At 68.3% G+C, this 25806-nt stretch carries 22 protein-coding genes and 1 riboswitch; of the genes, 15 read left to right on the forward strand and 7 right to left on the reverse strand.

What is annotated here, in order from left to right:
- Positions 1–5: 5 nt before the first annotated feature.
- Positions 6–3545: a hybrid sensor histidine kinase/response regulator gene (locus EV667_RS03270; RefSeq protein ID WP_131833883.1), complete on the reverse strand. Its 3540-nt coding sequence runs from the start codon at positions 3543–3545 to the stop codon at positions 6–8.
- 158 nt (positions 3546–3703) lie between these two features.
- Here EV667_RS03270 and mscL point away from each other — a divergent pair, with 158 nt between their 5' ends.
- The 10 genes from mscL (at position 3704) to EV667_RS03320 (ending at position 12162) form a co-directional block, all read left to right on the forward strand.
- Positions 3704–4174 (forward strand): large conductance mechanosensitive channel protein MscL, encoded by a 471-nt coding sequence (gene mscL / locus EV667_RS03275; protein ID WP_131833884.1) that lies wholly within the window; start codon positions 3704–3706, stop codon positions 4172–4174.
- 174 nt (positions 4175–4348) lie between these two features.
- Positions 4349–4924 (forward strand): dTDP-4-dehydrorhamnose 3,5-epimerase, encoded by a 576-nt coding sequence (rfbC, locus tag EV667_RS03280; RefSeq protein ID WP_131833885.1) that lies wholly within the window; start codon positions 4349–4351, stop codon positions 4922–4924.
- A 4-nt stretch (positions 4925–4928) separates the two neighbouring features.
- A complete protein-coding gene (gene rfbB, locus EV667_RS03285; protein ID WP_131833886.1) occupies positions 4929–5993 on the forward strand; it encodes a dTDP-glucose 4,6-dehydratase in 1065 nt (354 codons plus the stop codon).
- On the forward strand, positions 5990–6877 hold the full coding sequence (gene rfbD, locus EV667_RS03290) for a dTDP-4-dehydrorhamnose reductase (protein WP_131833887.1): 888 nt from the start codon (positions 5990–5992) through the stop codon (positions 6875–6877). Before rfbB ends, rfbD begins: the two co-directional genes overlap by 4 nt.
- 23 nt (positions 6878–6900) lie before the next feature.
- Positions 6901–7773, forward strand: a complete 873-nt coding sequence (rfbA, locus tag EV667_RS03295) for a glucose-1-phosphate thymidylyltransferase RfbA (protein ID WP_131833888.1) — start codon at positions 6901–6903, stop codon at positions 7771–7773.
- Between the two features lie 112 nt (positions 7774–7885).
- Positions 7886–9097, forward strand: a complete 1212-nt coding sequence (locus EV667_RS03300) for a pyridoxal phosphate-dependent aminotransferase (RefSeq protein WP_131833889.1) — start codon at positions 7886–7888, stop codon at positions 9095–9097.
- Between the two features lie 39 nt (positions 9098–9136).
- Positions 9137–10288, forward strand: a complete 1152-nt coding sequence (locus tag EV667_RS03305) for a two-component system sensor histidine kinase NtrB (RefSeq protein ID WP_131833890.1) — start codon at positions 9137–9139, stop codon at positions 10286–10288.
- Positions 10289–10300: 12 nt separating this feature from the next.
- Positions 10301–10918: a response regulator transcription factor gene (locus EV667_RS03310; RefSeq protein ID WP_018389128.1), complete on the forward strand. Its 618-nt coding sequence runs from the start codon at positions 10301–10303 to the stop codon at positions 10916–10918.
- 112 nt (positions 10919–11030) lie between these two features.
- Entirely contained in the window at positions 11031–11378 is a 348-nt protein-coding gene (locus EV667_RS03315) for a response regulator (protein WP_245515951.1), read from the forward strand.
- 142 nt (positions 11379–11520) lie between these two features.
- Positions 11521–12162 carry a Crp/Fnr family transcriptional regulator gene (locus tag EV667_RS03320; protein WP_131833891.1) on the forward strand — a complete coding sequence of 214 codons (642 nt, stop codon included), beginning with the start codon at positions 11521–11523 and terminating at the stop codon, positions 12160–12162.
- A gap of 118 nt (positions 12163–12280) precedes the next feature.
- Here the strand turns inward: EV667_RS03320 and hemN are convergent, their stop codons facing one another.
- Positions 12281–13603, reverse strand: a complete 1323-nt coding sequence (hemN, locus tag EV667_RS03325) for an oxygen-independent coproporphyrinogen III oxidase (protein ID WP_131833892.1) — start codon at positions 13601–13603, stop codon at positions 12281–12283.
- Positions 13604–13711: 108 nt separating this feature from the next.
- On the opposite strand from hemN, the gene EV667_RS03330 reads away from it, so the two are divergent.
- Positions 13712–14821, forward strand: a complete 1110-nt coding sequence (locus tag EV667_RS03330) for an AbrB family transcriptional regulator (protein ID WP_131833893.1) — start codon at positions 13712–13714, stop codon at positions 14819–14821.
- A gap of 44 nt (positions 14822–14865) precedes the next feature.
- Here the strand turns inward: EV667_RS03330 and hemA are convergent, their stop codons facing one another.
- The 4 genes from hemA to upp all read right to left on the reverse strand — a co-directional run bounded on the left by hemA (position 14866) and on the right by upp (position 18898).
- Positions 14866–16092: a 5-aminolevulinate synthase gene (gene hemA / locus EV667_RS03335; protein WP_131833894.1), complete on the reverse strand. Its 1227-nt coding sequence runs from the start codon at positions 16090–16092 to the stop codon at positions 14866–14868.
- Positions 16093–16226: 134 nt separating this feature from the next.
- Positions 16227–16733, reverse strand: a complete 507-nt coding sequence (locus tag EV667_RS03340) for a hypothetical protein (RefSeq protein WP_131833895.1) — start codon at positions 16731–16733, stop codon at positions 16227–16229.
- 36 nt (positions 16734–16769) lie between these two features.
- On the reverse strand, positions 16770–17993 hold the full coding sequence (locus EV667_RS03345) for an agmatinase family protein (RefSeq protein ID WP_425358995.1): 1224 nt from the start codon (positions 17991–17993) through the stop codon (positions 16770–16772).
- Between the two features lie 92 nt (positions 17994–18085).
- Positions 18086–18200, reverse strand: a riboswitch (guanidine-I (ykkC/yxkD leader).
- A gap of 35 nt (positions 18201–18235) precedes the next feature.
- Positions 18236–18898: a uracil phosphoribosyltransferase gene (upp, locus tag EV667_RS03350; RefSeq protein WP_131833896.1), complete on the reverse strand. Its 663-nt coding sequence runs from the start codon at positions 18896–18898 to the stop codon at positions 18236–18238.
- A 213-nt stretch (positions 18899–19111) separates the two neighbouring features.
- On the opposite strand from upp, the gene EV667_RS03355 reads away from it, so the two are divergent.
- The gene (locus EV667_RS03355) at positions 19112–20380 is read left to right on the forward strand and encodes a GTP cyclohydrolase II (RefSeq protein WP_131833897.1); all 1269 of its coding nucleotides are present in this window, start codon (positions 19112–19114) and stop codon (positions 20378–20380) included.
- A gap of 150 nt (positions 20381–20530) precedes the next feature.
- Complete coding sequence (locus EV667_RS03360; protein WP_131833898.1) at positions 20531–21757, forward strand: URC4/urg3 family protein; 1227 nt, start codon at positions 20531–20533, stop codon at positions 21755–21757.
- Between the two features lie 140 nt (positions 21758–21897).
- Here the strand turns inward: EV667_RS03360 and EV667_RS03365 are convergent, their stop codons facing one another.
- On the reverse strand, positions 21898–22872 hold the full coding sequence (locus EV667_RS03365; RefSeq protein ID WP_131833899.1) for a Bug family tripartite tricarboxylate transporter substrate binding protein: 975 nt from the start codon (positions 22870–22872) through the stop codon (positions 21898–21900).
- A 327-nt stretch (positions 22873–23199) separates the two neighbouring features.
- Between EV667_RS03365 and EV667_RS03370 the strand changes: the two genes are divergently transcribed.
- On the forward strand, positions 23200–24300 hold the full coding sequence (locus EV667_RS03370; protein WP_131833900.1) for an ABC transporter ATP-binding protein: 1101 nt from the start codon (positions 23200–23202) through the stop codon (positions 24298–24300).
- 47 nt (positions 24301–24347) lie between these two features.
- Positions 24348–25682, forward strand: coding sequence for an ABC transporter substrate-binding protein (locus EV667_RS03375; RefSeq protein ID WP_165901542.1), 1335 nt, complete (start codon positions 24348–24350; stop codon positions 25680–25682).
- The last annotated feature ends 124 nt before the right edge of the window (positions 25683–25806 follow it).

Genomic DNA, 25806 nt, shown 5'->3' on the forward strand with positions numbered 1-25806 from the left:
CCTCCTCACTCCGCCGCTGCCCTCGCCGCGCGGCACTGGGCAAGGAGCGCGCGTAGCGCGGCCGGGCGCACCGGCTTGTTCAGCACTTCCATCTCGGTCGCCCGTGCGCCGTCGCGCACGCGCTTGGAGCGGTCGGCGGTAATCAGCACCGCCGGCAGGCCCTGGCCGAGCTTCCAGCGCAGCTGCTTGGCGGCGTCGATGCCGTCGCCCGTGTCGAGATGATAGTCGACCAGCAGCACGTCGGGCGGGGTGCGCCGCTCGCGCAGCATGGCCAGCGCCTCGTCGATTCCCGGGGCTTTCAGCACCTCGCAGCCCCAGCCGCTGAGCAGCGTCTCCATGCCATCGAGAATGGCCGGGTCGTTGTCGATGCACAGAACGCAGAGCCCTTGCAGGCTTGCCAGCGGCACGCTCGCGCGCGGCGAGGGCGTCGCGCGGGCGGGGATGGCCGGGGCCGTGGGCAATTCCACCGTGAAGACCGAGCCCTTGCCGGGCACCGAGGACAGGGCGATAGTGTGGCCGAGCACCCGGGCGATGCGCTCGACGATGGACAGACCGAGCCCCAGCCCCCGCGCCGCCCGCGCGCCTTCGTCCAGCCGCTGGAACTCCTTGAAGATCAGCTTCTGCTTGCCCGGCGGCACCCCGACCCCGGTGTCCAGCACCTGGATGCGCAGCTTGCCGCGCCGGCGCCGCACACCCACCAGCACCCGGCCGCGTGGCGTGTATTTGAGGGCGTTCGACACGAGGTTCTGCAACAGGCGGCGCAGCAGCCGCCGGTCGGAGCGCACGGCGGCCGAACTTGGCACGAAGGTCAGACGCAGCCCCTTCTCCATCGCCATCGGCGCGAATTCGACGTCGAGCTGGCGGAAGATCTCGTCCAGTCGCAGCGCGGCGAATTCCGGCTTGTGGGCGCCAGCGTCAAGCCGCGAAATGTCGAGCAGCGCGCCCAGGATCTCTTCCACCGCCTCCAGCGAGGCATCGACATTGCGGGCGAGGCGGGCCTCGTCGCCGACCTCGGCGCGCTCGACCAGGCTGGTGGCGTAAAGCCGGGCCGCGTTCAACGGCTGCAAAATATCGTGGCTGGCGGCAGCAAGGAAGCGGGTTTTCGAGATGTTGGCCTCGTCCGCTTCGGATTTCGCCTGCGCCAGCTGGGCGTTGAGGTTTTCCAGCGCCTTGGTGCGCTCGCGCACGCGCCGTTCCAGCGTCTCGTTGGCGCGCTCCAGCGCTTCGGCCGCCTCCACTGTCGGGGTGATGTCGGTGAAGGTCACGACCACCCCGCCATCCGGCATGGTGCTGACGCGCACCTCCATCACCACGCCGCGCGGGGCGAGGCGTTCCTGGAACGCGACATTGCGCCGGGCGTAGCGCGAGAGCTTCTCGCGCACGATCTCCTCCACCGGCCCGGCGCCGAACTGGCCGGCGGTGGCGTTGAAGCGGATGATCTGGTCGATCCCCACCCCGATGCGCAGGATTTCCGGCGGCAGGTCCAGCATTTCGCCGAACTGGCGGTTCCAGGTGACGAGCCGGAGGTCGCGGTCGAACACCGCGATGCCCTGGCGCACATGGTCGAGCGCGGTCTGCAGGATCTCGCGATTGTACTGGATGGCGGCGGACGCATCGTCCAGCAGCTTGAGCGCCGCCTTGGTGGAGACGGTGCGCTTTCGCAGCATCAGCGACAGCACGAGTCGCGAGGAGGCGGCGCCGATGGCCGAGGCGAGCAGGTGCTCGGCATAGCGGATGAGCTGGAAATCGGCCTCGCGTCCCGGCTCCAGCGAGACCCCGCGCATTGCCGCGACGCTCTCGAAGGAGGCGCGGGTGCGCTCCTCTCCGAGATAGCGCGCGACGGTGGCGATGAGTTCGCCCACCGTCACCGGCGAGCGCCATAGCCGGAAGCTCGGGGCGGAGGGCACGTGCTCGCTCTGCACGAACACGCTGGCCTGCAGCCGTTCGATCGGGGTGGGCCGGCGGAGCATGGAAGCGGCAAAGAACACCAGCACGTTGACGGTGAGGCTCCACAGCACGCCATGCACCAGCGGGCTCGCCTGCACGCCGAGCAGGGCCTGCGGGCGCAGGAAGGCGAGGCCCATCGGCCCGTCGCTCACCAGCGCCGGGCTGAACAGGCCGGCATCGACGAGATTGGGCAGCAGCAGCGTATAGGCCCAGAGCGCGATGCCGGCGGCGATGCCGGCGAGCGCGCCGAGCCCGGTGCCGCGCCGCCAGACCAGGCCGATCAGCAGCGCCGGGCCGAACTGGGCGACGGCGGCGAAGGACAGGAGGCCGATCTGCGCCAGCTGCGCCTCGCCGGTGACGCGGTAGTAGAGATAGGCCAGCAGCAGGATGGCGAAGATGGCGATGCGCCGCACCGTGAGCAGGCGGTGGCCCATGTCGACATGGTCGGACGAGGCACCGGCCCGCCCGCTCTCGTCGCCCTCGCGCAGCCGCCGGCCGCGCACCATCAGCGGCATGAAGATGTCGTTCGACACCATGACGGCGAGCGCCACCGTCTCGACGATCACCATCGCGGTGGCGGCGGAGAGGCCGCCGACAAAGGCCACCAGCGACATCACCTGCGCGCCCGCCGACAGCGGCAGCGTGACCACATACATGTCGCCGTCAATGAAGCCGGGTGGAAAGGCGATGAGGCCGGCGACGGCGATGGGGATGACGAACAGGTTGATGAGCACGAGATAGAGCGGGAACAGCCACCGCGCGGTGCGGATCTCGTTCTCGGACGTGTTCTCCACCACGGCGACGTGGAACTGGCGCGGCAGCAGTAGGATGGCGAGCGCCGAGAGCAGCGTCATTGCCGCCCAGCTGCCCAGGGTGAAGCCATCCGTCAGCACCGGCAGCACGCCCTTCTCGGCGGCCTTCTCGAACAGGTCCCACGGGCCGGCGAACATGCCGAAGACGACGAACAGCCCCACCGCCAGAAAGCTGACCAGCTTGACGATGGATTCCGTCGCCACCGCCAGCATCAGCCCTTCCTGATGCTCCGTAGCATCGATATGGCGGGTGCCGAACAGCACGGCGAACACCGCCATCGCCACCGCGACGGTCAGCGCCAGATCGCCCACCAGAGGGTAATGCAGCCCCAGCCCGTCGAAATCGCCGAGCATGGCGAGAAGGGCGGCGGAAACCGCCTTGAGCTGGAGGGCGATGTAGGGCAGCGAGCCGACAATGGCGACGCAGGCCACCAGCGCCGCCACGCCCTGGCTCTTGCCGTAGCGGGCGGCGACGAAATCGGCGATCGAGGTGATGTTCTGCGCCTTGGCGAGGCGCACCACGCGCAGCAGGAACGGCGTGCCCAGCGCGAAGACCAGGATCGGCCCGATATAGATGGTCAGGAAGTTGATGCCCTGCGTGGTGGCGAGGCCGACCGAGCCGAAGAAGGTCCAGGAGGTGCAGTAGACCGCCAGCGAGAGCGAATAGATATAGGGCCGCCCCTCGCGCCCACGCCGCGGCAGGCGCCGGTCGCCGAAGCTCGCCACGGCGAAGAGAAAGCCGATATAGACGAGCGCAACGGCGATGATCGACCATGCCTGAAGCATGCACTCTCCCGGCGGCGTGGAGCCGCTGCCTTTATGCGCCGGGTGCGCGGCGTCCGGCAAGCGCGGTGCGCGCGGCGGCGGCCGCATCTTCCGGAGTTGCGGGCCGGCGCGCGGCGTATCACAGTGGCCCGCACTGGGTGAAGCAAACCGGGGGCGTCATGAGCACGGTTCTTAAGGAATTCCGCGAATTTGCGGTGAAGGGCAATGTCGTCGATCTCGCCATCGGCGTGATCATCGGCGCTGCTTTCGGGCAGATCGTCTCCTCGATCGTCACCGACCTGTTCATGCCCGTCGTCGGCGCCGTGTTCGGGGGGCTCGATTTCTCGAACTACTTTGTCGGGCTGTCGTCCAGCGTCACCGCCAACTCGCTCGCCGCCGCGCGTGAGCAGGGCGCGGTGTTTGCCTATGGCCACTTCCTCACTGTGGTCATCAATTTCCTCGTCATCGCCTGGATTCTCTTTCTGGTGGTGAAGGGCATCAACCGCCTGCGCCGCAACGCCGCGAAGGAGCCGCCGGCGCCCGCGCCGCCGACCAAGGAGGAGGTGCTTCTGGCGGAAATCCGCGACATTCTCGCCCGGAAGGCCGAGACCGCCCCCGCCGCCCCCGCCGCGCCTCCGCCGGCCGTGTGAGGCCGGTTCAGGCGGCACGAGACAGGCTGGAGCCCCTTCCGATCGGGTGGGGTCGCCTGATAGGAAGCGGGCTCCGCAATCAGCAAGCCGAAGCCTTTTCTCGGCGCGAAAGTCTATCAACCTTCGCGCAAAATGCCCTAGAAGCGCGGGAGTTCCCGTCGAGTGCAGAGCGACATGACGACCTTCACCCGCCTTGCCATTCCCGATGTCATTCTCGTCCAGCCGGTCCGGCGCGGCGACGACCGGGGGTATTTCTGCGAGACCTACAAGAAGCCGGAATTCGACGCCTTCGGCATCGACATCGCCTTCGTGCAGGACAATGAATCGCTCTCGCGGGAGGTCGGCGTGGTGCGAGGTCTGCACTTCCAGACACCGCCCATGGCGCAGGCCAAGCTGGTGCGGGCGGTGCGCGGCGCCATTTTCGACGTAGCGGTCGACATCCGGAAGGGCTCGCCGACCTATGGTCAGTGGGTTGCGGCGACGCTGACCGCCGCCGGGGGGGAGCAATTGCTGGTGCCGCACGGCTTCGCCCATGGCTTCTGTACACTGGAGCCGGACACGCTGGTCGCCTACAAGGTCGATGCCCCCTATGCGCCGGCCAACGATGCCGGCATTCGCTGGGACGATCCTGCGCTCGGCATCGACTGGCCGGTAGCGCCCGGGGCAGCGATCCTGTCGGGCAAGGACCGGGCCGCGCCACTGCTGCACGACTATGCGACGCCCTTCACCCTTGAGCCGGCCGGAGCGTGAGGCCATGAGCGTTCCCGCCCAGCGCGTTCTCGTCACCGGCGGCGCCGGCTTCATCGGCTCGGCCGTGGTGCGCCGTCTGGTACGGCAGGGCCGGCAGGTGCTGACCTATGACAAGCTCACCTATGCGGGAAACCTTGCCTCGCTGGCCGAGGTGCACAACCTGCCTGGCCACAGCTTCGTCGAGGCCGATATCTGCGACGGCACCGCCTTCCGCACCGCGCTGGCGGAGTTCCGGCCCGACCTCGTGATGCACCTCGCCGCCGAGTCGCATGTCGACCGCTCGATCGACGGGCCGGGCGACTTCATCCGCACCAACATCGTCGGCACCTACACCCTGCTGGAAGAGGCGCTGGCCTATTGGCGCGGGCTGGACGGGCCGGCGCGCGGGCGCTTCCGCTTCCACCACATCTCCACCGACGAGGTGTTCGGCACGCTCGGCGCGGAAGGGCTGTTCCATGAGGACACGCCCTACCAGCCCAATTCGCCCTATTCGGCCTCCAAGGCCTCCTCGGACCATCTGGTGCGGGCCTGGTTCCACACCTATGGGCTGCCGGTGGTGATGTCGAACTGCTCGAACAATTACGGGCCGTATCATTTCCCGGAAAAGCTGATCCCGCTCACCATCCTCAACGCGCTGGAAGGCGCGCCGCTGCCGGTCTATGGCAAGGGCGAGAATGTGCGCGACTGGCTCTATGTCGACGACCACGCGGCGGCCCTCGACCTCATCGCCACGCGCGGTCGGCCGGGCGAGAGCTACAATGTCGGCGGCAATAATGAGCGCCGGAACATCGACGTGGTGCGCACCATCTGCACCATCATGGACCGGCTGGTGCCCGACCCTCGCCTCGGCGCGCGCGAAAAGCTCATCAGCTTCGTCACCGACCGCCCCGGCCATGATGCGCGCTACGCGATCGACGCCGGCAAGCTGCAGCGCGAACTCGGCTGGGTGCCGGCGGAGACCTTCGAGAGCGGCATCGAGAAGACCGTGCGCTGGTATCTCGACAATCCGGGCTGGTGGGAGCCGCTGAAGGCCCGCTACGCCCGCCAGCGCATCGGGCTCGCGACATGACCCGGCTTCTGCTTCTCGGCGCCGGCGGGCAGGTCGGCCGCGAGATCGCCGGGCGCGCGAATGAGGCCGGCCACGACCTCGTGGCGCTCGACCATGCCGGGCTCGACATATCAGATGCCGCCGCACTGGCGCGGGCGCTGGCGACCGCGCGGCCGGACGTGGTGATCAACGCCGCCGCCTATACGGCGGTGGACCGGGCGGAAAGCGAGCCCGAGCGTGCCCATCTCATCAACGCGGTGGCGCCGGGGCTGATCGCGGATGCCTGCGCAGCGCAGGGCGCGGCGCTGATCCATCTCTCCACCGACTATGTGTTCGACGGCACCAAGCAAGGCGCCTATGTCGAAAGCGACCCCGTCGCCCCGCTCGGCGTCTATGGCGCCTCCAAGGAGGCGGGCGAGCGGGCGGTACGCGAGGGGCTGGCGCGCCATCTCATCATCCGGACCTCATGGGTCTATGGCGTCCATGGCGGGAATTTCCTGAAGACCATGCTGCGCCTTGGCGCTGAGCGCGACCGGCTGACCATCGTCGCCGACCAGCGCGGCTGTCCCACCGCGACCGTCGACATCGCGCAGGGCCTGCTGGCCGCCGCCGTGCCGCTTGCCGCCGGGACGCTGGCGCCCGGCACCTATCACCTCGCCGGCACCGGGGCGACGAACTGGTGCGCCTTCGCCGCCGCGATACTGGAGCGGGCCGGCCTGCACACCGGCCGCCATCCCGAGATCGTGCCGATCGCGACAGTGGACTACCCGACCCCGGCGCGCCGGCCGGCCAATTCGGAGTTGTCGAGCGAAGCCTTCGCGCAGGCGAGCGGCTATCGCCCCGCGCCCTGGCAAGACCGGGTGGCCGAGGTGGTCGACCAATTGCTGGCCTCGCCGGCGAGCTGAATTCACGGGACAAGGACCGCGACATGAAGGGCATCATCCTCGCCGGCGGCTCCGGCACGCGGCTTCACCCGATCACGCTGGTGGTGTCGAAGCAGCTCCTGCCGGTCTACGACAAGCCGATGATCTACTATCCGCTGACCACGCTGATGATGGCGGGCATCAGGGACATTCTGGTCATCACCACGCCGCATGACGGCCCGCTGTTCCAGAAGCTGCTGGGCGATGGCGCGCAGTTCGGCCTGTCGCTGAGCTATGCGACGCAGGAGAGCCCGCGCGGGCTGGCGGACGCCTTCATCGTCGGGCGCGATTTCATCGGCGACGATCCCGTGGCGCTGGTGCTGGGCGACAATCTGTTCTTCGGCCACGGCCTGCCGGAACTGCTGGGCAAGGCGGCCGGCCGCGCCAGCGGCGCCACCGTGTTCGGCTATCCCGTCAAGGACCCCGAGCGTTACGGCGTGGTAGAGATGGGCGAGGGCGGCAAGGTCATCTCCATCGAGGAAAAGCCGGCCGTGCCGCGCTCCAATCTCGCGGTGACGGGGCTCTATTTCTACGACAACCGGGTGGTGGAAATCGCCGCCGGCCTGACGCCCTCGCCGCGCGGCGAAATCGAGATCACCGACGTCAACCGCGCCTATATGGAGCGCGGCGAGCTTGACGTGCTGATGATGGGCCGGGGCTTCGCCTGGCTCGACACCGGCACGCCGGAATCGCTCATCGAGGCGGCGCAGTTCGTGCAGATACTGGAAAGCCGGCAGGGGCTGCGCATCGCTTCGCCGGAGGAGATCGCCTTCCGCGCCGGCTTCATCAATGCGGCCCAGCTGCGCACGCTCGGCGAGGCGCAGAAAAAATCCCAGTACGGCGCCTATCTCCTGCGCATCGCCGAGGAGGAAGGCTGAGGGCGCTGGCGCGATCCATCGCTTCCATTCATCGACGGGTCACGTCTTTTGATGAATCCATGGCGCCCGTCGGTTGTAGGCTGGCGGCCCGCGCCCTCTGTCAGGTTTCCCCATGTCCGCCGACGCCCCCTTTCTCGCCAAGCCCTCGCTGCTCGACCATATCCGCCCGCAGGCGCTCTCCCTGCCGGAAAGCGGAATTGTCGAGGTAATGAACTATGGCCGCCGGCACGAGGGGCTGATCCCGCTCTGGGCCGGCGAGGGCGACCTGCCGACCCCGGCCTTCATCAGCGAGGCGGCGACCCGCTCGCTGGCGGCGGGCGAGACCTTCTACACCTGGCAGCGCGGCATTCCGGAGCTGCGCGCAGCGCTTGCCCGCTACATGCACCGCCTCTATGGCGTGGCGGAAGACCCGGAGCGCTATTACGTCACCGGCTCGGGCATGCAGGCGATCCAGGTGGCGCTGGCGCTTACCTTGTCGGCCGGCGATGAAATACTCATTCCCTCGCCCTCCTGGCCGAATGCGGCGGCAGCGGCCGAGGTGGTCGGCGCGCGTCCGGTCTTCGTGCCGTTCTCCTTCGATGTGGCGCGTGGCTTCTGGCTCGATCTCGACCGGCTGGAGAGCGCGGTGACGCCGCGCACGAGGGTCATCTTCATCAACTCGCCGGCCAACCCCACCGGCTTTGTCGCCTCCGTCGATACATTGCGCGGCGTGCTCGATATTGCCCGCCGGCACGGGCTGTGGATCGTGGCCGACGAGATCTATGGCCGCTTCTTCTACGAAGCGGAGGAGGCCGGGCCCGCCCTCGCACCCTCCTTCCACGACGTGATGGAGGAAGACGACCGCATCCTCTTCGTGCAGACCTTCTCCAAGAACTGGGCGATGACCGGCTGGCGGCTCGGCTGGATCGAGGCGCACCCCTCGCTCGGGCCGGTGCTGGAAAACCTGATCCAGTATTCCACCTCCGGCGTCGCGGCCTTCATGCAGCGGGCCGGCGTGGCGGCGCTGGAGCGGGGGGAAAGCTTCGTCACCCACCAGATCGAGAGGGCGCGGCGCGGGCGCGACATCGTGGCCAAGGGGCTGGCCGCGTCCAACCGGGTGCGCTTCGCCTCGCCGCCGGGCGCCTTCTACATGTTCTTCGGCGTCGAGGGCGAGGCAGACATGCGCGCGCTCGCCCTGAAGCTGGTCGACGAGGCAGGCATCGGCCTCGCCCCCGGCACGGCGTTCGGCCCGGGCGGGGAGAGCTATATCCGCATGTGCTTCGCCCGCGGCGAGGCGCAGATGAGCGAGGCAACCGACCGGCTGGTGCGCTGGCTGCAGCGGTGAACGGTTGCGACCCGCGCCCCGGCGGAGCAGACTGAAATCATGAAAGATTTCGCGCCACCTGCCGAAGCGCTGCGCCCGCCGACCGTCTCGGAGGCGCGGCTGCTCTCGGTGCTGGATACCGCTGCCGACGGCATCATCGTCATCGACGAGCACGCGCGCATTCTCATCTTCAACAAGGCCTGCGAGACGATGTTCGGGCTCTCCGCCGCCGAGGCGGTCGGGCAGAACGTCAAGCTGGTCATGCCGACCCAGTATGCCCGCGACCACGACGCCTATGTCGGCAGTTACATAAGCACCGGGGTGAAGAAGATCATCGGCATCGGCCGCGAGGTGCAGGGGCTGCACGCCGATGGCACCGTCTTCCCGCTGGAACTGTCGGTCGGCGAGGCTGCGACGCCGGACGGGCGGCAGTTCATCGGTATCCTGCGCGATTTGCGCCCGCGCAAGGAGAGCGAGCAGCGGCTCGCCGACCTGCAGAGCGAACTCGTCCACCTCGCCCGCGTCTCGGCCATCGACGAGATGGGGGCCGCCATCGCCCATGAGCTGAACCAGCCGCTGACCGCGCTGATGCTCTATCTGCAGGCGATCCGCCGCGCGCATAGCCGGGGCGTCGATATCGTGACGGTGCTGGGCGACATTCTCGACAAGGCGGCGGGCGAGGCCGAGCGCGCCGGCCACATCATTCAGCGCATGCGGCAGTTCGTGGAAAAGCGCGACCCCGAGCGCCATGTGCGCCCGCTCGATCCGCTGATCGACGAGGCGATCGACCTCACCTTGCTCGGCCAGCGCCACCGCATCCGCATTGACCGCCAGCCGGGCGTGGACCTGCCGCCGGTCTCGGTCGATCCGGTGCAGATCCAGCAGATCGTGGTCAATCTGGTGCGCAACGCCATCGAGGCCGCCGCAGGCGTTGCCGATCCGGCGATCCGGATCCGCACACGCGCGAGCGAGAGCAGCGTGGTGCTGGAAGTCCAGGACAACGGCCCCGGCATCGCGCCGGAAGCGCTGCCGAAGCTGTTCGAGGCCTTCGCCAGTTCAAAACGTCGCGGCATGGGACTCGGCCTTGCGATTTCGCGGACGATCGCCCAGAACCACGGGGGAGACCTGCTGGTCGATCCCGGTGGCAACGGCAGCGGCGCGTGCTTCTCGCTGGTCCTGCCGGCGGCGGCGATGCCGGACGAGGTCGGTTGAGGGGGGGCGTTGATGGCGCATCTGGGTGAGGTCTTCATCGTCGACGACGATGCCGCGGTGCGCGATGCGCTCTCGCTCGTACTGAGCCTTGAGGGCTATCATGTGCGCGGCTTTTCGGACGGTGCCGCCTTTCTCTCGGTCGCCCGCACCCATGTTCCTTCCTGCATCGTGCTCGACGTGCACATGCCGGGCCGCTCCGGCCTCGACATACTGAAAGAGCTGGAGGCCGACCGCTACCCGGCGCCGATCTTCATCATTTCCGGGCAGGGCGATATTCCCATGGCGGTGGACGCCATCCGGCACGGGGCGCTCGACTTCATCGAGAAGCCGTTCGACGCAGACACCGTGCTGGAGCGGGTGCGCGACGCCATCGCCGCCCATGGACGGCGCGCCTCGGCCGAACCCGGCGACCTCTTGACCGCGCATTTCCCCGGCCACGACCTGCTCACCCCGCGCGAGCGCGAGGTGCTGGTGCAGATCGCCTCCGGCGCCTCCAACAAGGAAGCGGGTCGCACGCTCGGCATCTCACCGCGCACCATCGAGGTGCACCGCGCGCGCATCATGGAAAAGCTCGGCGCCAAGAACGCCGCCGATCTCGTGCGTATCGTCCTCAAGGACATGCGCGACTGATAGGGCGGCGCGGCTGCCGCCTGTGCAGCGTGCCGGCCTCTACGCATCCCTACGAATTGCTGACGCCCCCGCTCTTTGTCCACCCTCTGCGCTAAAGAGCGGGAGGCAGCCCTTGCGTGTTCACGTGGTCGAGGATGATGCCGGGGTGAGCGATTCGCTCGCCCTCATCCTGCGCAATATCGGTCACTCGGTGGTCTCCCATCGCGACGCGGAAAGCCTGTTCAAGGGGCCTTTGCCCGAGGCAGGGGACGCGGTCATCGTGGATCTCAGCCTGCCCGGCATATCGGGCGCGCATCTGGTGCGCTGGCTGCTCAACCTCGCCGCGCCGCCGCGCGTGGTGGTCATCACCGGCCAGTCGCAGGGCTTCATCGACCATCAATTGCGTGGCCTGGTGCCGGACGGGGTGATGCGCAAGCCGCTCGATGTCGACGCCATCGCCGGCGTGCTGCCGGCCCCCTGACGCGCCGCGCCGGCGGGAATCGGCGGGGCGGGCGGCCCCGTTTCCGGCGCCGCTCCGCAAAGTCCCTTACGCAGCCCCCCGAACTGCGCCGCCCCTCCTGGCGCTCTAGCCTTGCGCAAGATCAAGGGGTGGAGCCAGACAGATGCGACAGATCATCGACGAACGCACCGGCGGCACCGTGCGCCCGCCCTATGGCACCGAGCCCCATTGCCCGACCGTGCGGATCGCCGCCCATGTCACCGTGCTGCATGAGGGCGATCCCGCTCGCCGCATCATGGAAGTGGTCGAAGGCGCGGTGATGCTGAGCAAGTTGCTTCCGGACGGGCGCCGCCAGGTGGTGGAACTGCTCGGCCCGGGCGACGTGTTCGGCCTCGCCCATGCCGATATCTATGCGTGCTCGGCCGAGACGCTCACCCCCGCCACCATCAACACCCATGAGCGCGGCGCGCTGGAGCGAGACCCGGTGCTGGCCGCACGGCTGCTGCGGCGCTTCGAGGCGCAGCTCTGCGTGATGCACGCACACGCGCTGATGCTCGGCCGCATGTCGGCGCTGGAGCGCGTCGCCTTCTTCCTGCTGCGGTTGATGCCGGACGGCATGGTCGGCACGACGCTGCATCTGTCCATGACGCGGCAGGAGATCGCCGATTTCCTCGGCCTGACGCTGGAAACGGTGAGCCGGGCCTTTTCCGAGCTCAAGCGGCGCGGCCTCGTGGTGCTGCAGCGCGCCGATGAAGTGCGCATCCAGGATCGAGGTAGCATGCGCCGCCTCGCCGGGGCGCTCTGAGCCCTCCAGCTTCGCGCGGCACCCTGTCCCGCCGGCGCCTTCCGCCATCCTTTCCAGCAATAGCCTTCCAGCAACTGGGCGCCCACGACGCGGGGCGCCTTTTTCCTCGCCGATGTCGTCACACCGCCGCCGAATGACGGGCGGCGCTCTGGCTTTGCAGCCGGTGGTCCAGCGCGGCCGCCGCGAGGCGCACGAAGGGACGCCCGCCGGGGGTCATGGCGACGTGCCGACCCTCCAAAGTGAGGAGCCCGTCGGCGGCGAGGCCGGCGAGGCGCGGCGCAGCCTCGGCGAGGGTCGAGGGGTCGAGATCGACTTCGAGGTCGCACATCAGCCGCTCGATGAGGGCGCCGCGCTGGCGGTCCTCGGGCGTGAAGGCGATGCCGCGCACCGTGGCGAAGCCGCCCTCGTCGATGGCGCGCATATAGGAACCGGCGTCCGGCGCGTTCTGGGTGAAGCCCTGCGGAAAGCGGCTGATCGCCGAGGCGCCCAGGCCGATCAGCACATCGGCCCGGTCGGCGGTATAGCCCTGGAAATTCCGCCGCAACTGGCCGGAGGCTGCCGCGCGGGCCAGAGGATCGTCGGCGCGGGCGAAATGGTCGAGGCCGATGGCGACATAGCCATGGGCCAGCAGCACCTCGCGCGCTGCCTCAGACTGGTCGAGCCGCTCGGCGGCACCGGGCAGGGCGGCCTCGTCGATCCTCTTCTGGTTGGCGCGCACCCACGGCACATGGGCGTAACCGAACAAGGCGAGCCGGTCCGGCGCCAGCAGCGTGGCGAGCCTGGTGGTGCGGCGTATGTCGCGCTCGCTCTGGTGCGGCAGACCATACATCAGGTCGAGATTGATCGCCGAAATGCCCGCCTCGCGCAGCATGCGCATGGCGCGCTCCACCGTGGCAAAGGGCTGGATGCGTCCGATGGCGCGCTGCACATGGGCGCTGAAATCCTGCACCCCGAGGCTGACCCGGTCGACGCCCATGGCGGCCAGCGCGTCGGCCAGCCCTGCGTCGGTCTCGCGCGGGTCGAGCTCGAAGGCGTGTTCGGCGAGCCGGTCGAGCCGGAAGTTCTCGGCGAGCTTTTCGCCCAGCCGCTTCAGCGTTGCCGTCCCCAGCAGGCTCGGCGTGCCGCCGCCCCAGGCGATGTGCGTGACGGCGCGGGTGCCGATGCGCGCGGCGACGAGGTCGATCTCGCGCTCCAGCCGTTCGGCATAGGCGGCCACCGGCTCGGCCCGGCGCGTCGCCTTGGTGGTGCAGCCGCAATAGAAGCACAGCGCCGGGCAGAACGGCACGTGCAGGTAGAGCGAGACATCGGCCTGCGCCGGCAGGACGGCCAGCCAGTCGGCATGCGCGCCGGCCCGGATCGCGCCGGTGAAATGCGGCGCGGTGGGGTAGGAGGTGTAGCGGGGCACGGCCCGCTCTGCATGGATCAGGGTTGCGTTATGCATGCAGGGAGTTTGACCCGGACCGGCATTCGTCGCATTGATCCGCCGCAAATGTCGTGACGACGCAGGTGGCTCCGCGCGCCTGCCCAGCGTGCCGCCGGTTCCTGCCCCATGCCCCTTCCCGTCTTTCTGAAGCTGCCCGCCGCCAAACGCCTCGCCTGGTATGGCGCGACGCTGGCCCTCGCCTTTGCCGGCGGCGCCTTCTTCGCCTTTCTCGCCATGCCGGCGGGCTGGCTCTCCGGCGCGCTGGTGGCGACGGCGCTGGCGGCGCTGCTCGGGGCGCCGGTCGGGGTGGAGAAGAACACGCGGCTTGGCGTGTACATCATCCTCGGCACCTCGATGGGCTCCGCGATTACGCCCGAGACGATGAGCGGCATCACCGCCTGGCCGGTAACAATGGCGGTGCTGGTGGCGTCCGTCCCCGTGATGATGGGGGCGGTGATCCTTTATCTGGAGAAGGTCGCCGGCTGGGACCGGCGCAGCGCCTTCTTCGCCGCCGCGCCGGGTGCGCTCTCCACCGTGCTGGTGCTGGCGGAAAGCTCCGGCGCCGATACGCGGCGGGTGGTGTTCGGCCAGTCGCTGCGGCTGTTCGTGCTGGTGGCGCTGCTGCCGGCGGCGATCGGCGGGCTCGGCCATGAACCGTCGGGCACGCTGCCGATCAACCCGGTGGTTCCGGACCTGACGAATTTCCTCGCCTCGCTCGGCGTCGGCATCTTTGGCGGGTTTCTCGCCGAGCGCAGCCGCTTTCCCGGCGGCGCCATGGTGGGCGCCATGCTGGCGAGCGCGCTGGTGCACGGCTTCGGGCTGATCGAGGGGCGGTTGCCCGACATTTTCCTGATCGTCGGCTTCGTGGTGCTGGGCGCCAATACGGGCAGCCGCTTTGCCGGCACGCGCATCGCCACGCTGCGCCACTTTTTCGTCGATTCGCTGGTGGCGCTCTTCATCGCCACCGCCGTCGCGCTGGCCTTCGCCGTGCTCGGTGCCTGGCTCGCCGACGAGCCGCTGCCCAAGGTGCTGGTGGCCTATGTGCCCGGCGCGCTGGAGGCGATGACCATCATGGCCTTCGTGCTCGGCATGGACCCGGCCTTCGTGGCCGCGCACCATCTCGTGCGCTTTCTCGGCCTCGCGCTGGCGATCCCGGTCATTGCCCGGCTGTTCTTCGGCCGGGCAGCCATCCCGTCCGAGAATCTCGACATCGACAAGACCGAGCCAAAGGACTGAAGCGCGACGGATTACTCCGCCGGATGTTTGCCTTTGGCGGCGGATTATTCCGCCGCTTGCGCCCGCTTGACGAAGCCGAGCCCGAGCCGGCTCCACACATCCGTCAGCGCATGCGCGAGATGGGCGATCAGCGCGTCGTCATGGAACGGGCCGGGGGTGATGCGCAGCCGCTCCGTGCCGCGCGGCACGGTGGGGTAGTTGATCGGCTGGATATAGATGCCGTGCTCGGCCAGCAGCATGTCGCTGGCCGCCTTGCAGGCCTCGGCATCGCCGACCATGATCGGCACGATATGCGTGTCGGTGACAAGCTGTGGCAGGCCAGCCAGATCCAGCGCCCGCTTGACCTTTGCGACCTGCGCCTGCTGGCGGGTGCGCTCATTGGGCGAGGCCTTGAGGTGGCGCACGGAGGCGGCGGCCGCCGCCGCCACGGCCGGGGGCAGCGCGGTGGTGAAGATGAAGCCGGGCGCGTAGGAGCGCACCGCGTCCATCACCGCCCGCGTGCCGGTGATGTAGCCGCCGACCACGCCGAACGCCTTGCCCAGCGTGCCCTCGATCACGTCGATACGGTGCATAACGCCGTCACGCTCGGCAACACCGGCGCCGCGCGGGCCATACATGCCGACCGCGTGCACTTCGTCCAGATAGGTCATGGCGCCGTAGCGCTCGGCGAGGTCGCAGATGGCGCCGATGGGGGCGACGTCGCCATCCATCGAGTAGATGCTCTCGAACACGATCAGCTTCGGCCGTTCGCCGGCGGCGCGCAGCAGCTCTTCCAGATGGGCAAGGTCGTTATGGCGGAACACCACCTTGTCGCGCCCGGCCTGGCGCACGCCCTCGATCATCGAATTGTGGTTCAGCGCGTCCGACAGGATCAGGCAGTCGGGGATCAGCCGGGCGAGCGTCGCGATGCCGGTCTGGTTGGAGACATAGCCTGACGTGAAGACGAGGCCGGCCTCCTTGCCGTGCAGGTCGGCAAGTTCCGCCTCCAGCTCCACCACGGCATGGCTGTTGCCGGAAATGTTGCGGGTGCCGCCCGCCCCGGCGCCGGTCTGCCGGGCCGTAGTGCACATGGCCTCCACCACGGCCTCGTGGCAGCCCATGCCGAGATAGTCGTTGGAGCACCAGATGACGATGTCGCGCTTGCCCTGCGGCGTGTGCCAGATGGCGTGCGGGAAGCGCGCGGTGTCGCGCTCGATTTCGGCGAAGGTGCGGTAGCGACGCTCATTCTTGAGCGTATCGACGGCATCCTGAAAGAAACGGGCGTAGTCCATGGCGCATCCCAACTGGGCATCGCCGGCGACCCAGCGAGGCACTGTCCGGGCACCATGAACTTTGGAGCCGTTCCGATCAACCCGGCAGCCCCCCGACGCGGCGATCGGGCGCGCCTATTGGAAACGCGCCGTGCTCACGTCTCCGCGAGACTGCGCACCTGCGCCAGCGTCATCGGCACCGAGGCGCTGCCGTTGAAATAGACGAAGCGCAGCGTGCGCCGGAGCGAGGTCATGGCGGCGGGCAGCGGGTCGTAGCGGAAGCTGCCGCCGCCCAGATGCGGCATCACCGCCCCCACATCGGTGGTCTCGCCGGTCTCGACCCGCAGCAGGCTGACCCGCGTGCCCTCCGCCGTCATGGCGTCGAACGGAATGCGGGCGAGGCGCAGGAAGCTGGTCGGGTCGCTGGCGGTGGCGAAGCTCTCGACGAACGCCTTTTCCACCAGATCGAGGTCGGACTCGACGGGGGCGTGCCCAACCTCTTCCGGCGGCTGCGGCAGATGCGGCGTCTGCCATTGCGCGGCGCGCGGCGGCTGGCCGTGATTATGGCCGTGGGAATGCGCATGGGCTTCAGCGTGGGAATGGCTGTGCCCGCCGGCGCCGGCGCCGTGGTCGTGGTGATGATGGTCGTGGCCACGATGCATATGTTTTAGGCCTTCTGCGTGCTTCGAGGCGCGGGTTCAGAAACTCACCGGCTTGTCGATCATGTGCTTGTGGCTGCCCAGCTTGCCATGGGCGAGCATGGAGCCGAGCGCTTCCACCACGACGCGGGTGGCGAACAGGGCGGTGATGTCCGAGGTGTCATAGGGCGGGGATACCTCCACCACTTCCAGCCCGCACAGTCCTTCGGCCGCCACCAGCCCGAGGATCTTCAGCGCCTCGCGCGGCAGGAAACCGCCGGGTTCGGGCCAGCCGGTGCCGGGCACGAAGCCGCAGTCGATGCTGTCGACATCGAACGAGATGTAGACCGCATCGGCGTCCTTCCAGGCGAGTTCGAGCGCGATCTCGGCCGCCTTCTCCAGCCCGATCTTCTCGATATCGTCGATGGTCAGCACGTTCGTGCCGCGCTTCCTCGCCTCCTGCACGCCATAGCGCGGCACCTGCCAGCCGCCGATGCCGAGCTGCACGAGGTTCTTGGGCGAGACATTTGGCAAATTGGTCGCCCAGTACCAGGGCGTGGTGTGCATGCGCTCGTCGAGATCCTTTTCCTGGATGTCGATATGCCGGTCGAAATGGATGATGCCGATGCGCTTCGACGTGCATTCGGCGATGCCGCGCACGCAGGGAAAGCCGATGGAATGGTCACCGCCCAGCATGATCGGCAGCGCGCCGGAGGAGAAGACGTGGCTGACGCCCTTGGAAATCTGGTCGAAGCTCTTTTCCAGATTGGCGGGAATGGTGAACACGTCGCCCGCATCGCACAGCGTCATCTGCTCGCGCAGGTCGACGCCCAGCTCGTAATTATAAGGGGTGTAGAGCGCCGAGATGCGGCGGATGCCCTGCGGCCCGAAGCGGGTGCCGGGGCGGTAGGTGGTCCCTGAGTCGAAGGGAATGCCCAGCACGGCGGCGTCGTAACGGCCGACATCGCGGACATTCTCGACGTAAGGGGCCTTCATGAAGGTGTTGATGCCGGCGAAATGCGGAAGCTCGCCGCGCGCAAAGGTCGGGATCGACTTGTCGGTGATCGAGTCGGCGCCGGGCAGGCCCATGTCGAGCGCCCATTGCTGCTCCTTGCGCCAGCCGTCTTCCGACAGCCTTTCCTCGGCCTCCAGCGCCTTCCAGCCCTGCATCCCCTTGATCTCGAAATTGGGGTGATGAAGGCGCCGGCGCTGCGGGACGGCCGCAAGGCCCGCCTTGCGGGTGGAGCGCTCGGGCGCGTGACGCATCGTGTGGGAATGACGCATGTCATGTCTCCATTCGTCGAAGGGCCTGACGACCTTCGCGAGGAGACCCCGACGCATGCGGAAGGGTCTTCGCCGCGAATGCCGCCGCGCGAGCCTCCCGGGCTTTTGTCCCGCCGTGGACCGGGCGATGGCGGCTCGCCCGGCTGCCCCTCTCGGACCAGCACGCCGCGACACATGGCCGGCGCCGGAACCCTAGGGACATTTGACTTGAGCCTAGATCGGTCCGGCCCCCGGCGAAAGCCTTATTTGGTTCCGAAGATGCGGTCCCCGGCATCGCCGATGCCCGGCACGATATAGCCATGGTCGTTGAGGTGGCTGTCGACCGCCGCCGTGTAGACCGGCACGTCGGGATGGGCGTCGTGCAGCGTCTTCAGCCCCTCCGGCGCGGCGATCAGGCAGACGAACTTCACCGACTGGCACCCGGCGGCCTTGACCTCCGATACCGCCGCCGCCGCCGAATTGCCGGTGGCCAGCATCGGGTCGAGGATGATGGCGGTGCGCTCGAAAATATCGCGTGGCAGCTTCAGATAATATTCCACCGCGGCCAGCGAGACCGGGTCGCGGTAGAGCCCGACATGGCCGACGCGGGCGGCGGGCAGGATTTCCAGCATGCCCTCCAGAATGCCGCCGCCGGCGCGCAGCACCGAGACGAGGCACAGCTTCTTGCCGGCGAGGATCGGCGCCTGCATCGTCGTCAGCGGTGTCTCGATCTCGATCAGCTCGGTCGGCATGTCGCGCGTCACCTCATAGGCGAGCAACATGCTGATTTCGCGCAGCAGCAGCCGGAACTCGTTGGCCGGGGTGCGCGAGCGGCGCATCAGCGTCAGCTTGTGCTGGATCAGCGGGTGGTCGACGACGACGGTGTTCGCCGGCAGGGCGGCCTTGGGGCTGGTGGGCGCGTTCATGTCGGCGTCGTCCTCACATGGCGTGGGCCGCGGCACGGTGCCGGAACCCGTCATCGGCGGCAGGATAGCGCGAAACGCGATACAAGAAACGGACCAGTCCGTCCGATTTTTCGCCGGGCCAGCGGCCGCCCCCTTGCGGAACCGGCCAATCCACGCTCACATACGTTGCTTCCAGAGTGTCGGCGATGGCGCCGATGTCGAAGCGAGCAAACCATGTCCGTCAATGCCAGTGCAGGCGGTCGTTCCCGCAATCATATCGTCCTTACCTCCCACGGCGCGTCCACCGGCGTCGCCGCCGACGGGCCGGTGCTGAACTGGGGCGCGCCCGACCCGGCCCTGCGCGGCCCTGTCGTCGCCACCCTCACCGACATGAAGCGGCGTAACGCCATCGGCACCCATGCCGGCGGCTATGCGGTCTATCGCGCGCTGGCCATCGCCGCCGGGGCGCTGCCGGCCGATTTCAAGGCCGACCTCACCAATACCTCGCCCTCCGACATCATCGGCCCCCACCCGCAATGGGGCGATCCGGGCAAGATCGTCTCGCTCGACCCGTTCGGCCACATGATCGGCGAGGCTTTCGGCGACGCGGTGGCGGCCGGGCTCGACGTGCGCCCGAGCATCGCCATCACCCGCGCCCATATCGACATGCCGGAAATCCGCGACGCGCTGCGCGCCGGCCGGCTGAAGATCGACGGCGACATCATCGGCCCGAAGGGAGACGTGCGCGTCACCAAGGCGGCGATCGAGCCGGTCTGGTACCTGCCCGGCATCGCCGAGCGCTTCGGGGTAAGCGAGGGCGCGCTGCGCCGGGCGCTGTTCGAGCACACCGGCGGCATGTTCCCCGAACTCGTCACACGCGGCGACCTCAAGGTCTTCCTGCCCCCCATTGGCGGCATGACGCTCTATCTGTTCGGCGATCCCGCCAGGATCGGCGACGGCGTCACCCCGCTCGCCTGCCGGGTGCATGACGAGTGCAACGGCTCGGATGTGTTCTCCTCCGACATCTGCACCTGCCGGCCCTATCTCGCCCATGGAATCGAGATCTGCGTGGAGATGGCGCAGAAGGGCGGCGTTGGCCTCGTCGTCTACAACCGCAAGGAGGGGCGCGCGCTGGGCGAGGTAACGAAGTTCCTCGTCTACAACGCCCGCAAGCGGCAGGAGGGCGGCGACCTGCCCGAGACCTATTTCAAGCGCACCGAATGCGTCGCCGGGGTGCAGGACATGCGCTTCCAGGAGCTGATGCCGGACGTGTTCCACTGGCTCGGCATCACACGGATCGACCGCTTCGCCTCGATGAGCGACATGAAGTTCAACGCGCTGGAGCGGGCCGGCATCGCGGTGGGCGAGCGGGTGGCGATCCCCGAGGACCTGATCCCGCCCGATGCCCGGGTCGAGATGGAGGCGAAGGTGTCGGCCGGTTATTTCGGCGGCGGCTTCCAGAGCCAGTTCGACGCCACGCAAGGGCGGGCGCTGGAGGAGTAGGGGCGCCTCTCCTCATTCTCCGTCATCCCGGACGGGCCGTCGGTCCGATCCGGGATCGATGCCAGACAAGGGCACATGATGACGCGATCCCGGCTCATGGCTCCGCCATGTCCGGGATGACGTTGGTTTCAATTGGAAGAAGCAACCCCGATGATTCCCCCCGAACTCGCCGCCCTGCGTTCCCCGGCCGCCGTGCGGGCCCGCAGCCATCAGGTGCTCGACTATGTCCGGGAAGGGCGCTCGCCGCATTTCACCGTCGATCTCGGCGCGCTGGACGGCGTGGCGGATTATGTGGCTGAGGTGACCCGGCTGGACTATCCGGCCCTCGATATCCCCTATCACAGCCGCTGGAGGCACTTCGATGCCGGCGGGGTGGCGCGCTGGCAGGCTCTGGCCGCACGGCTGGAGGGCGTCGACGCCGCCGAGCGGGCGCGCACCATGATCGACCTCGGCGTGGTGAGCGTGCTGCTCGACGCCGGCGCGGGCGACGTCTGGCGCTATCATGAGGAAGCGACGGGCCTCACCATCGGCCGCTCGGAAGGGCTGGCGGTGGCGAGCCTCGACATGTTCGCGGCTGGCGGTTTCGCCTCGGATCCCGCGCAACCGCTGCGTGCCGACGCATCGGCCCTGGTCGCCCTTGATGCGGCAACGCTCGGCCGCTTCTTTCAGGTCTCCGAGGCCAACCCGCTGGTCGGGCTTGCCGGGCGGGCGGCGCTGCTGAACCGGCTCGGCCAGGCGGTTGCGGCGCGTCCGGATGTGTTCGGCCCGGCCGGGCGGCCGGGTGGGCTCTATGACACGCTGGCCCCGCAAGCGCGCATCGGCCGGCTGCCGGCCGAGAGCATTCTCAAGGCGCTGCTCGACGGGCTCGCGGTGATCTGGCCGTCGGGGCTGGAGGTGGCGGGCGTTGCCATGGGCGATGCCGGGCGCCACCCGGCGGTGCGGATGGGCGATCTCTCCGACCAGCTTGTGCCGTTCCACAAGCTGTCGCAATGGCTGACCTATTCGCTGCTGGAGCCGTTCGAGGCATCGGGCCTTGCCATCACCGATCTCGACGCGCTCACCGCGCTGCCGGAATACCGCAATGGCGGGCTGCTGATCGACCTTGGGGCGATCGTGCCGCGCACACCGCTCGATCCGGTGCAAAAGCACGCGGTGTCGTCGGAGATGGTCGTCGAATGGCGCGCACTCACCGTGGCGCTGATGGACGGGCTCGCCGACCGGGTGCGCGAGCGGCTCGGGCTCGACGCCTCGCAATTCCCGCTCGCCAAGCTGCTGCAAGGTGGCACGTGGACGGCGGGGCGCCGCATCGCTGCCGAGCGCCGCCCCCCCGCCGGCCCGCCGCCGCTCGCCATCGACGCCGACGGCACGGTGTTCTGAGGGTGCCTACCCCCTCTCCCTATCGGGGAGAGGGTTGGAGTGAGGGGCGTGCAAGGGTGCCATGCCCCCTCACCGACCCGCTTTGCGGGCCACCTCTCCCCAATGGGGAGAGGGAGGGCGACGGACGAGCGGCCCCTTTCTCAATCCAGCTGCGCGCCGGATGCCTTCACGATCGGCGCCCATTTGGCGATTTCCTTCTTTACATGCTCGCCCAGTTCCTCCGGCGTCGAGCCCACCGAGACGGCGCTGAAATCGGCGAGGCGGGCCTGCACCTTGGGGTCAGCCAGCGCCTTGTTGGCGGCGGCGTTGAGCTTGGCGACCACCTCCGGCGGTGTGCCGGCGGGGGCGAAGACGGCGTTCCAGGTGTAGGTTTCATAGCCCGGCACCGCCTCGGCGATGGCCGGCAGGTCGGGGAAGGAAGGCGCCCGCTTGGCCGTGGTCACGCCCAGCGCCCGCAGCTTGCCGGACTTGATGTGGCCGGTGGAGGAGGGGAGGTTGTCGAACATGATCGGCACCTGCCCCGAGAGCACGTCGATCAGTGCCGGGCCGGCGCCCTGATAGGGAATGTGCTGCATGTCGACATCGGCCATGCTCTTGAACAGTTCGCCCGAGAGATGCAGCGGCGTGCCGTTGCCGGACGAGGCGTAGGAGTACTTGCCCGGCTCCTTCTTCAGCAGCGCGATCAGTTCCTCGGTGGTCTTGGCGGGGAAGTCCGGGTTCACCACCAGCACGTTGGGCACCACGACCAGCAGCGACACCGGGGCGAAGCTGGTGACGGGGTCATAGGGCATCTTCTTGTAGAGGGTGGGGTTCAGCGCGTGGGTGGCCACCGTGCCCATCAGGATGGTGTAGCCGTCCGGCGTGGCCTTGGCGACCTGCGCCGCGCCGAGATTGCCACCGGCGCCGCCCTTGTTTTCCACCACCACCGGCTGGCCGAGCTCCGCGCTCATGCGTTCGGCGATCAGGCGGCCGACCAGGTCGGTGGAGCCACCAGCGGAAAAGGGGATGACGAGCGTGACCGGGCGAGTGGGGAACTCCTGAGCGGCGGCGGTGCCGACGGCCAGGGGCGCAACCAAGAGCGAGGCCATGGTGGCGGCGATGAGCGTGCGTATCATCCGGCGATCTCCCTGTTGTCCGCGCTCCATGCGCGGGCGTGCCTCTGCGGGCTGTTGATCTATCTAGAGTGCGGCATCGCGGCGTCACGCTCAATCCGTCATCTGTCGCAGGCGGGTGTGCCGCACGGACACGAATTGAGCAACGCGGAGGCTCTCTGCCTGTTCGCTAGGCAATGGTGTGGAAAGTAAGGTACTCTGCTCCGCAATGGGCGGGCGCCGGCTTTCGGCGAGCGAGACGGGCCGTGATTCGCGGCAGGGTTGCCTGACTGGCATATCGCTTGCGTGAAGCACCGCCTGTCCGGGCAGCAGGGGAGCCATGCCGACCACATGAGCAAGGGCGCCGACATTGAACTGATCGACGTGACCAAGCGCTATGGCGCGGCACTGGCGGTCGAATCCGTCTCGCTGAAGATACCGGCCGGCACCTATTGCTGCCTTCTCGGCCCTTCCGGCTGCGGCAAGACCACAACGCTGCGGATGATGGCCGGCCATGAGAGCATCACCGAAGGCGACATTCGCCTCGGCAACACCGTGGTGACGGACCTGCCGCCGGCCCGGCGCGGCACGGCGATGATGTTTCAGAGCTACGCGCTCTTCCCCCATCTCGACACGGTCGACAATGTCGCCTTCTCGTTGAAGATGAAGGGGGTCGACAAGGCCTCGCGCCGGGCCAAGGCGATGGAGATGCTGAAGCTGGTCCACATGGACCACCTCGCCGAGCGCCGCCCGGCCCAGCTTTCCGGCGGCCAGCAGCAGCGCGTGGCGCTGGCGCGGGCGCTCATCACCGATCCCCAGGTGCTGCTGCTGGACGAGCCGCTCTCCGCCCTCGATCCTTTCCTCAAGATCAAGGTCCGGCAGGAACTGAAGAAGCTCCAGCTCCAGCTCGGCATTTCCTTCATCCATGTCACCCACAGCCAGGAGGAGGCGATGGCGCTCTCCGACCTCGTGGTGGTGATGAATGGCGGGCGGATCGAGCAGGCGGGCACGCCGCGCGAGGTGTTCAACCGCCCCGCCACCGCCTTCGTCGCGCGCTTCATGGGCGATCACAATGTGATCGCCGGGCGCGTGACCGCGATCGGCGACGACGACATGACGTTCGAGGTGCCGGGCGGGGCTTCCTTCCGCGCGCCGAGAGCGCCCCAGTCCGGGCTGGAGCCAGGTGAGCCGGTAGAGATCGCCGTGCGAACCGACCGGGTGACGCTGGGCGCGGGGGCGATGCCCGGCTGCGGCCTCACCGGCCTGGTGCAGAACATCGAATATCACGGCCAGAAGGTGCAGGTGGCGCTCAATGCGCCCGGCGTGGCGGAGTTCGCCGTGCAGGTGCCGGAAACCGCTTTCTTCGCCGCGCCGCTCAGCGTCGGCGATGCCGTGCCGCTCGCCTGGACGCCGCAGGATGTTCACATCCTCAAGGCGTCGCCTGCAGCCTGAATTCGTTAATCGCTCCACGCCACCGCCGACAAGCTCGGGAGACAGTCATGAGCCAGAAGACCACGGATCGCACCGGCGCCAAGACCGGCAAGGCCCTCAAGACCGTTGACGCCAGCGCTGGCGTGAGCCGCCGCGGCCTGTTGAAGGGGGCGGCGGCGCTGGGTGGCCTTGCCGTCGGCGGGCAGGCCGTCACCGGCTTCCCGACCGTGTGGGCGCGGAACCCGATCACCCTGCGCCAGTTCGGCACCGGCGTCTCGAACCTCAACGCCATCGCCGAGAAGTGCAAGGCGGACCTCGGCATCACCCTGCAGATGACCGCGCTGGATTCGGATGCCGTGTCGCAGCGCGTGGTGACGCAGGCCAATTCCTTCGACATCGCCGACATCGAATACTGGATCTGCAAGAAGGTGTTCGCCGCCGGCACGCTGCAGCCGATGGATGTGAACAAGATCAAGTATTACGACCAGATCGTGCCGATTTTCACCACCGGCAAGCTGACCCCGGAATCCGTGGTCGCGCAGGGCACGGCGCCCAACACGGTGGGCTTCGTCGAGGGGCCGGACTCCAAGAAGTTCGCGTCCGCCCCGACCCAATGGATGACGCTGATCCCCACCATCTACAACGCCGACACGCTGGGCATCCGCCCCGATCTCGTCGGCCGGCCGATCAAGAACTGGAAGGACATTCTCGACCCCGCCTTCAAGGGCAAGACCTCGATCCTGAACATCCCGTCCATCGGCATCATGGACGCGGCGATGATCTGCGAGAGCGCCGGCATCATCAAATACGGCGACAAGGGTAACATGACAAAGGCGGAGATCGACACCACGATCGATTTCCTCATCAAGACCAAGCAGGCGGGCCAGTTCCGCGCCTTCTGGAAGACCTTCGACGAGAGCGTGAACCTCATGGCCTCGGGCGAGGTGGTGATCCAGTCCATGTGGTCACCGGCGGTGGCGGCGGTGCGGTCCAAGGGCATTCCGTGCGTCTACCAGCCGCTGGAAGAGGGCTACCGCGCCTGGGGCGGCGGGCTCGGCATCGCCAAGCACCTGAAGGGCGCGCAACTCGACGCGGCCTATGAATACATCAACTGGTACCTCTCCGGCTGGGTCGGCGCCTATCTCAACCGACAGGGCTATTATTCCGCCGTGCTCTCCACCGCCGAGAAGAACATGACGCCGGACGAATGGGCGTTCTGGATGCTCGGCCAGCCGGCCAAGACCGACATTCTCTCGCCCGAGGGCAAGGTGATGTACGCGGCCGGCGCGGTGCGCGATGGCGGCTCCTTCGAGGAGCGCATGGGTGCGGTGGCCTGCTGGAACTCGGTGATGGACGAGGACCGCTACATGGTCCGCCGCTGGAACGAGTTCATCGCCGCGTGACGTGGCTTGCCTCCAAGGGCGCCGTCATGACCGGGCTCGACCCGGCCATCCACGCCTTTGTCGGGGCGGCGGCGGCTAGACATGGATCCCCGGGTCAAGCCCGGGGATGACGGTCCACACGATT

Source organism: Ancylobacter aquaticus (genome assembly GCF_004339465.1).
Lineage (GTDB): Bacteria > Pseudomonadota > Alphaproteobacteria > Rhizobiales > Xanthobacteraceae > Ancylobacter > Ancylobacter aquaticus.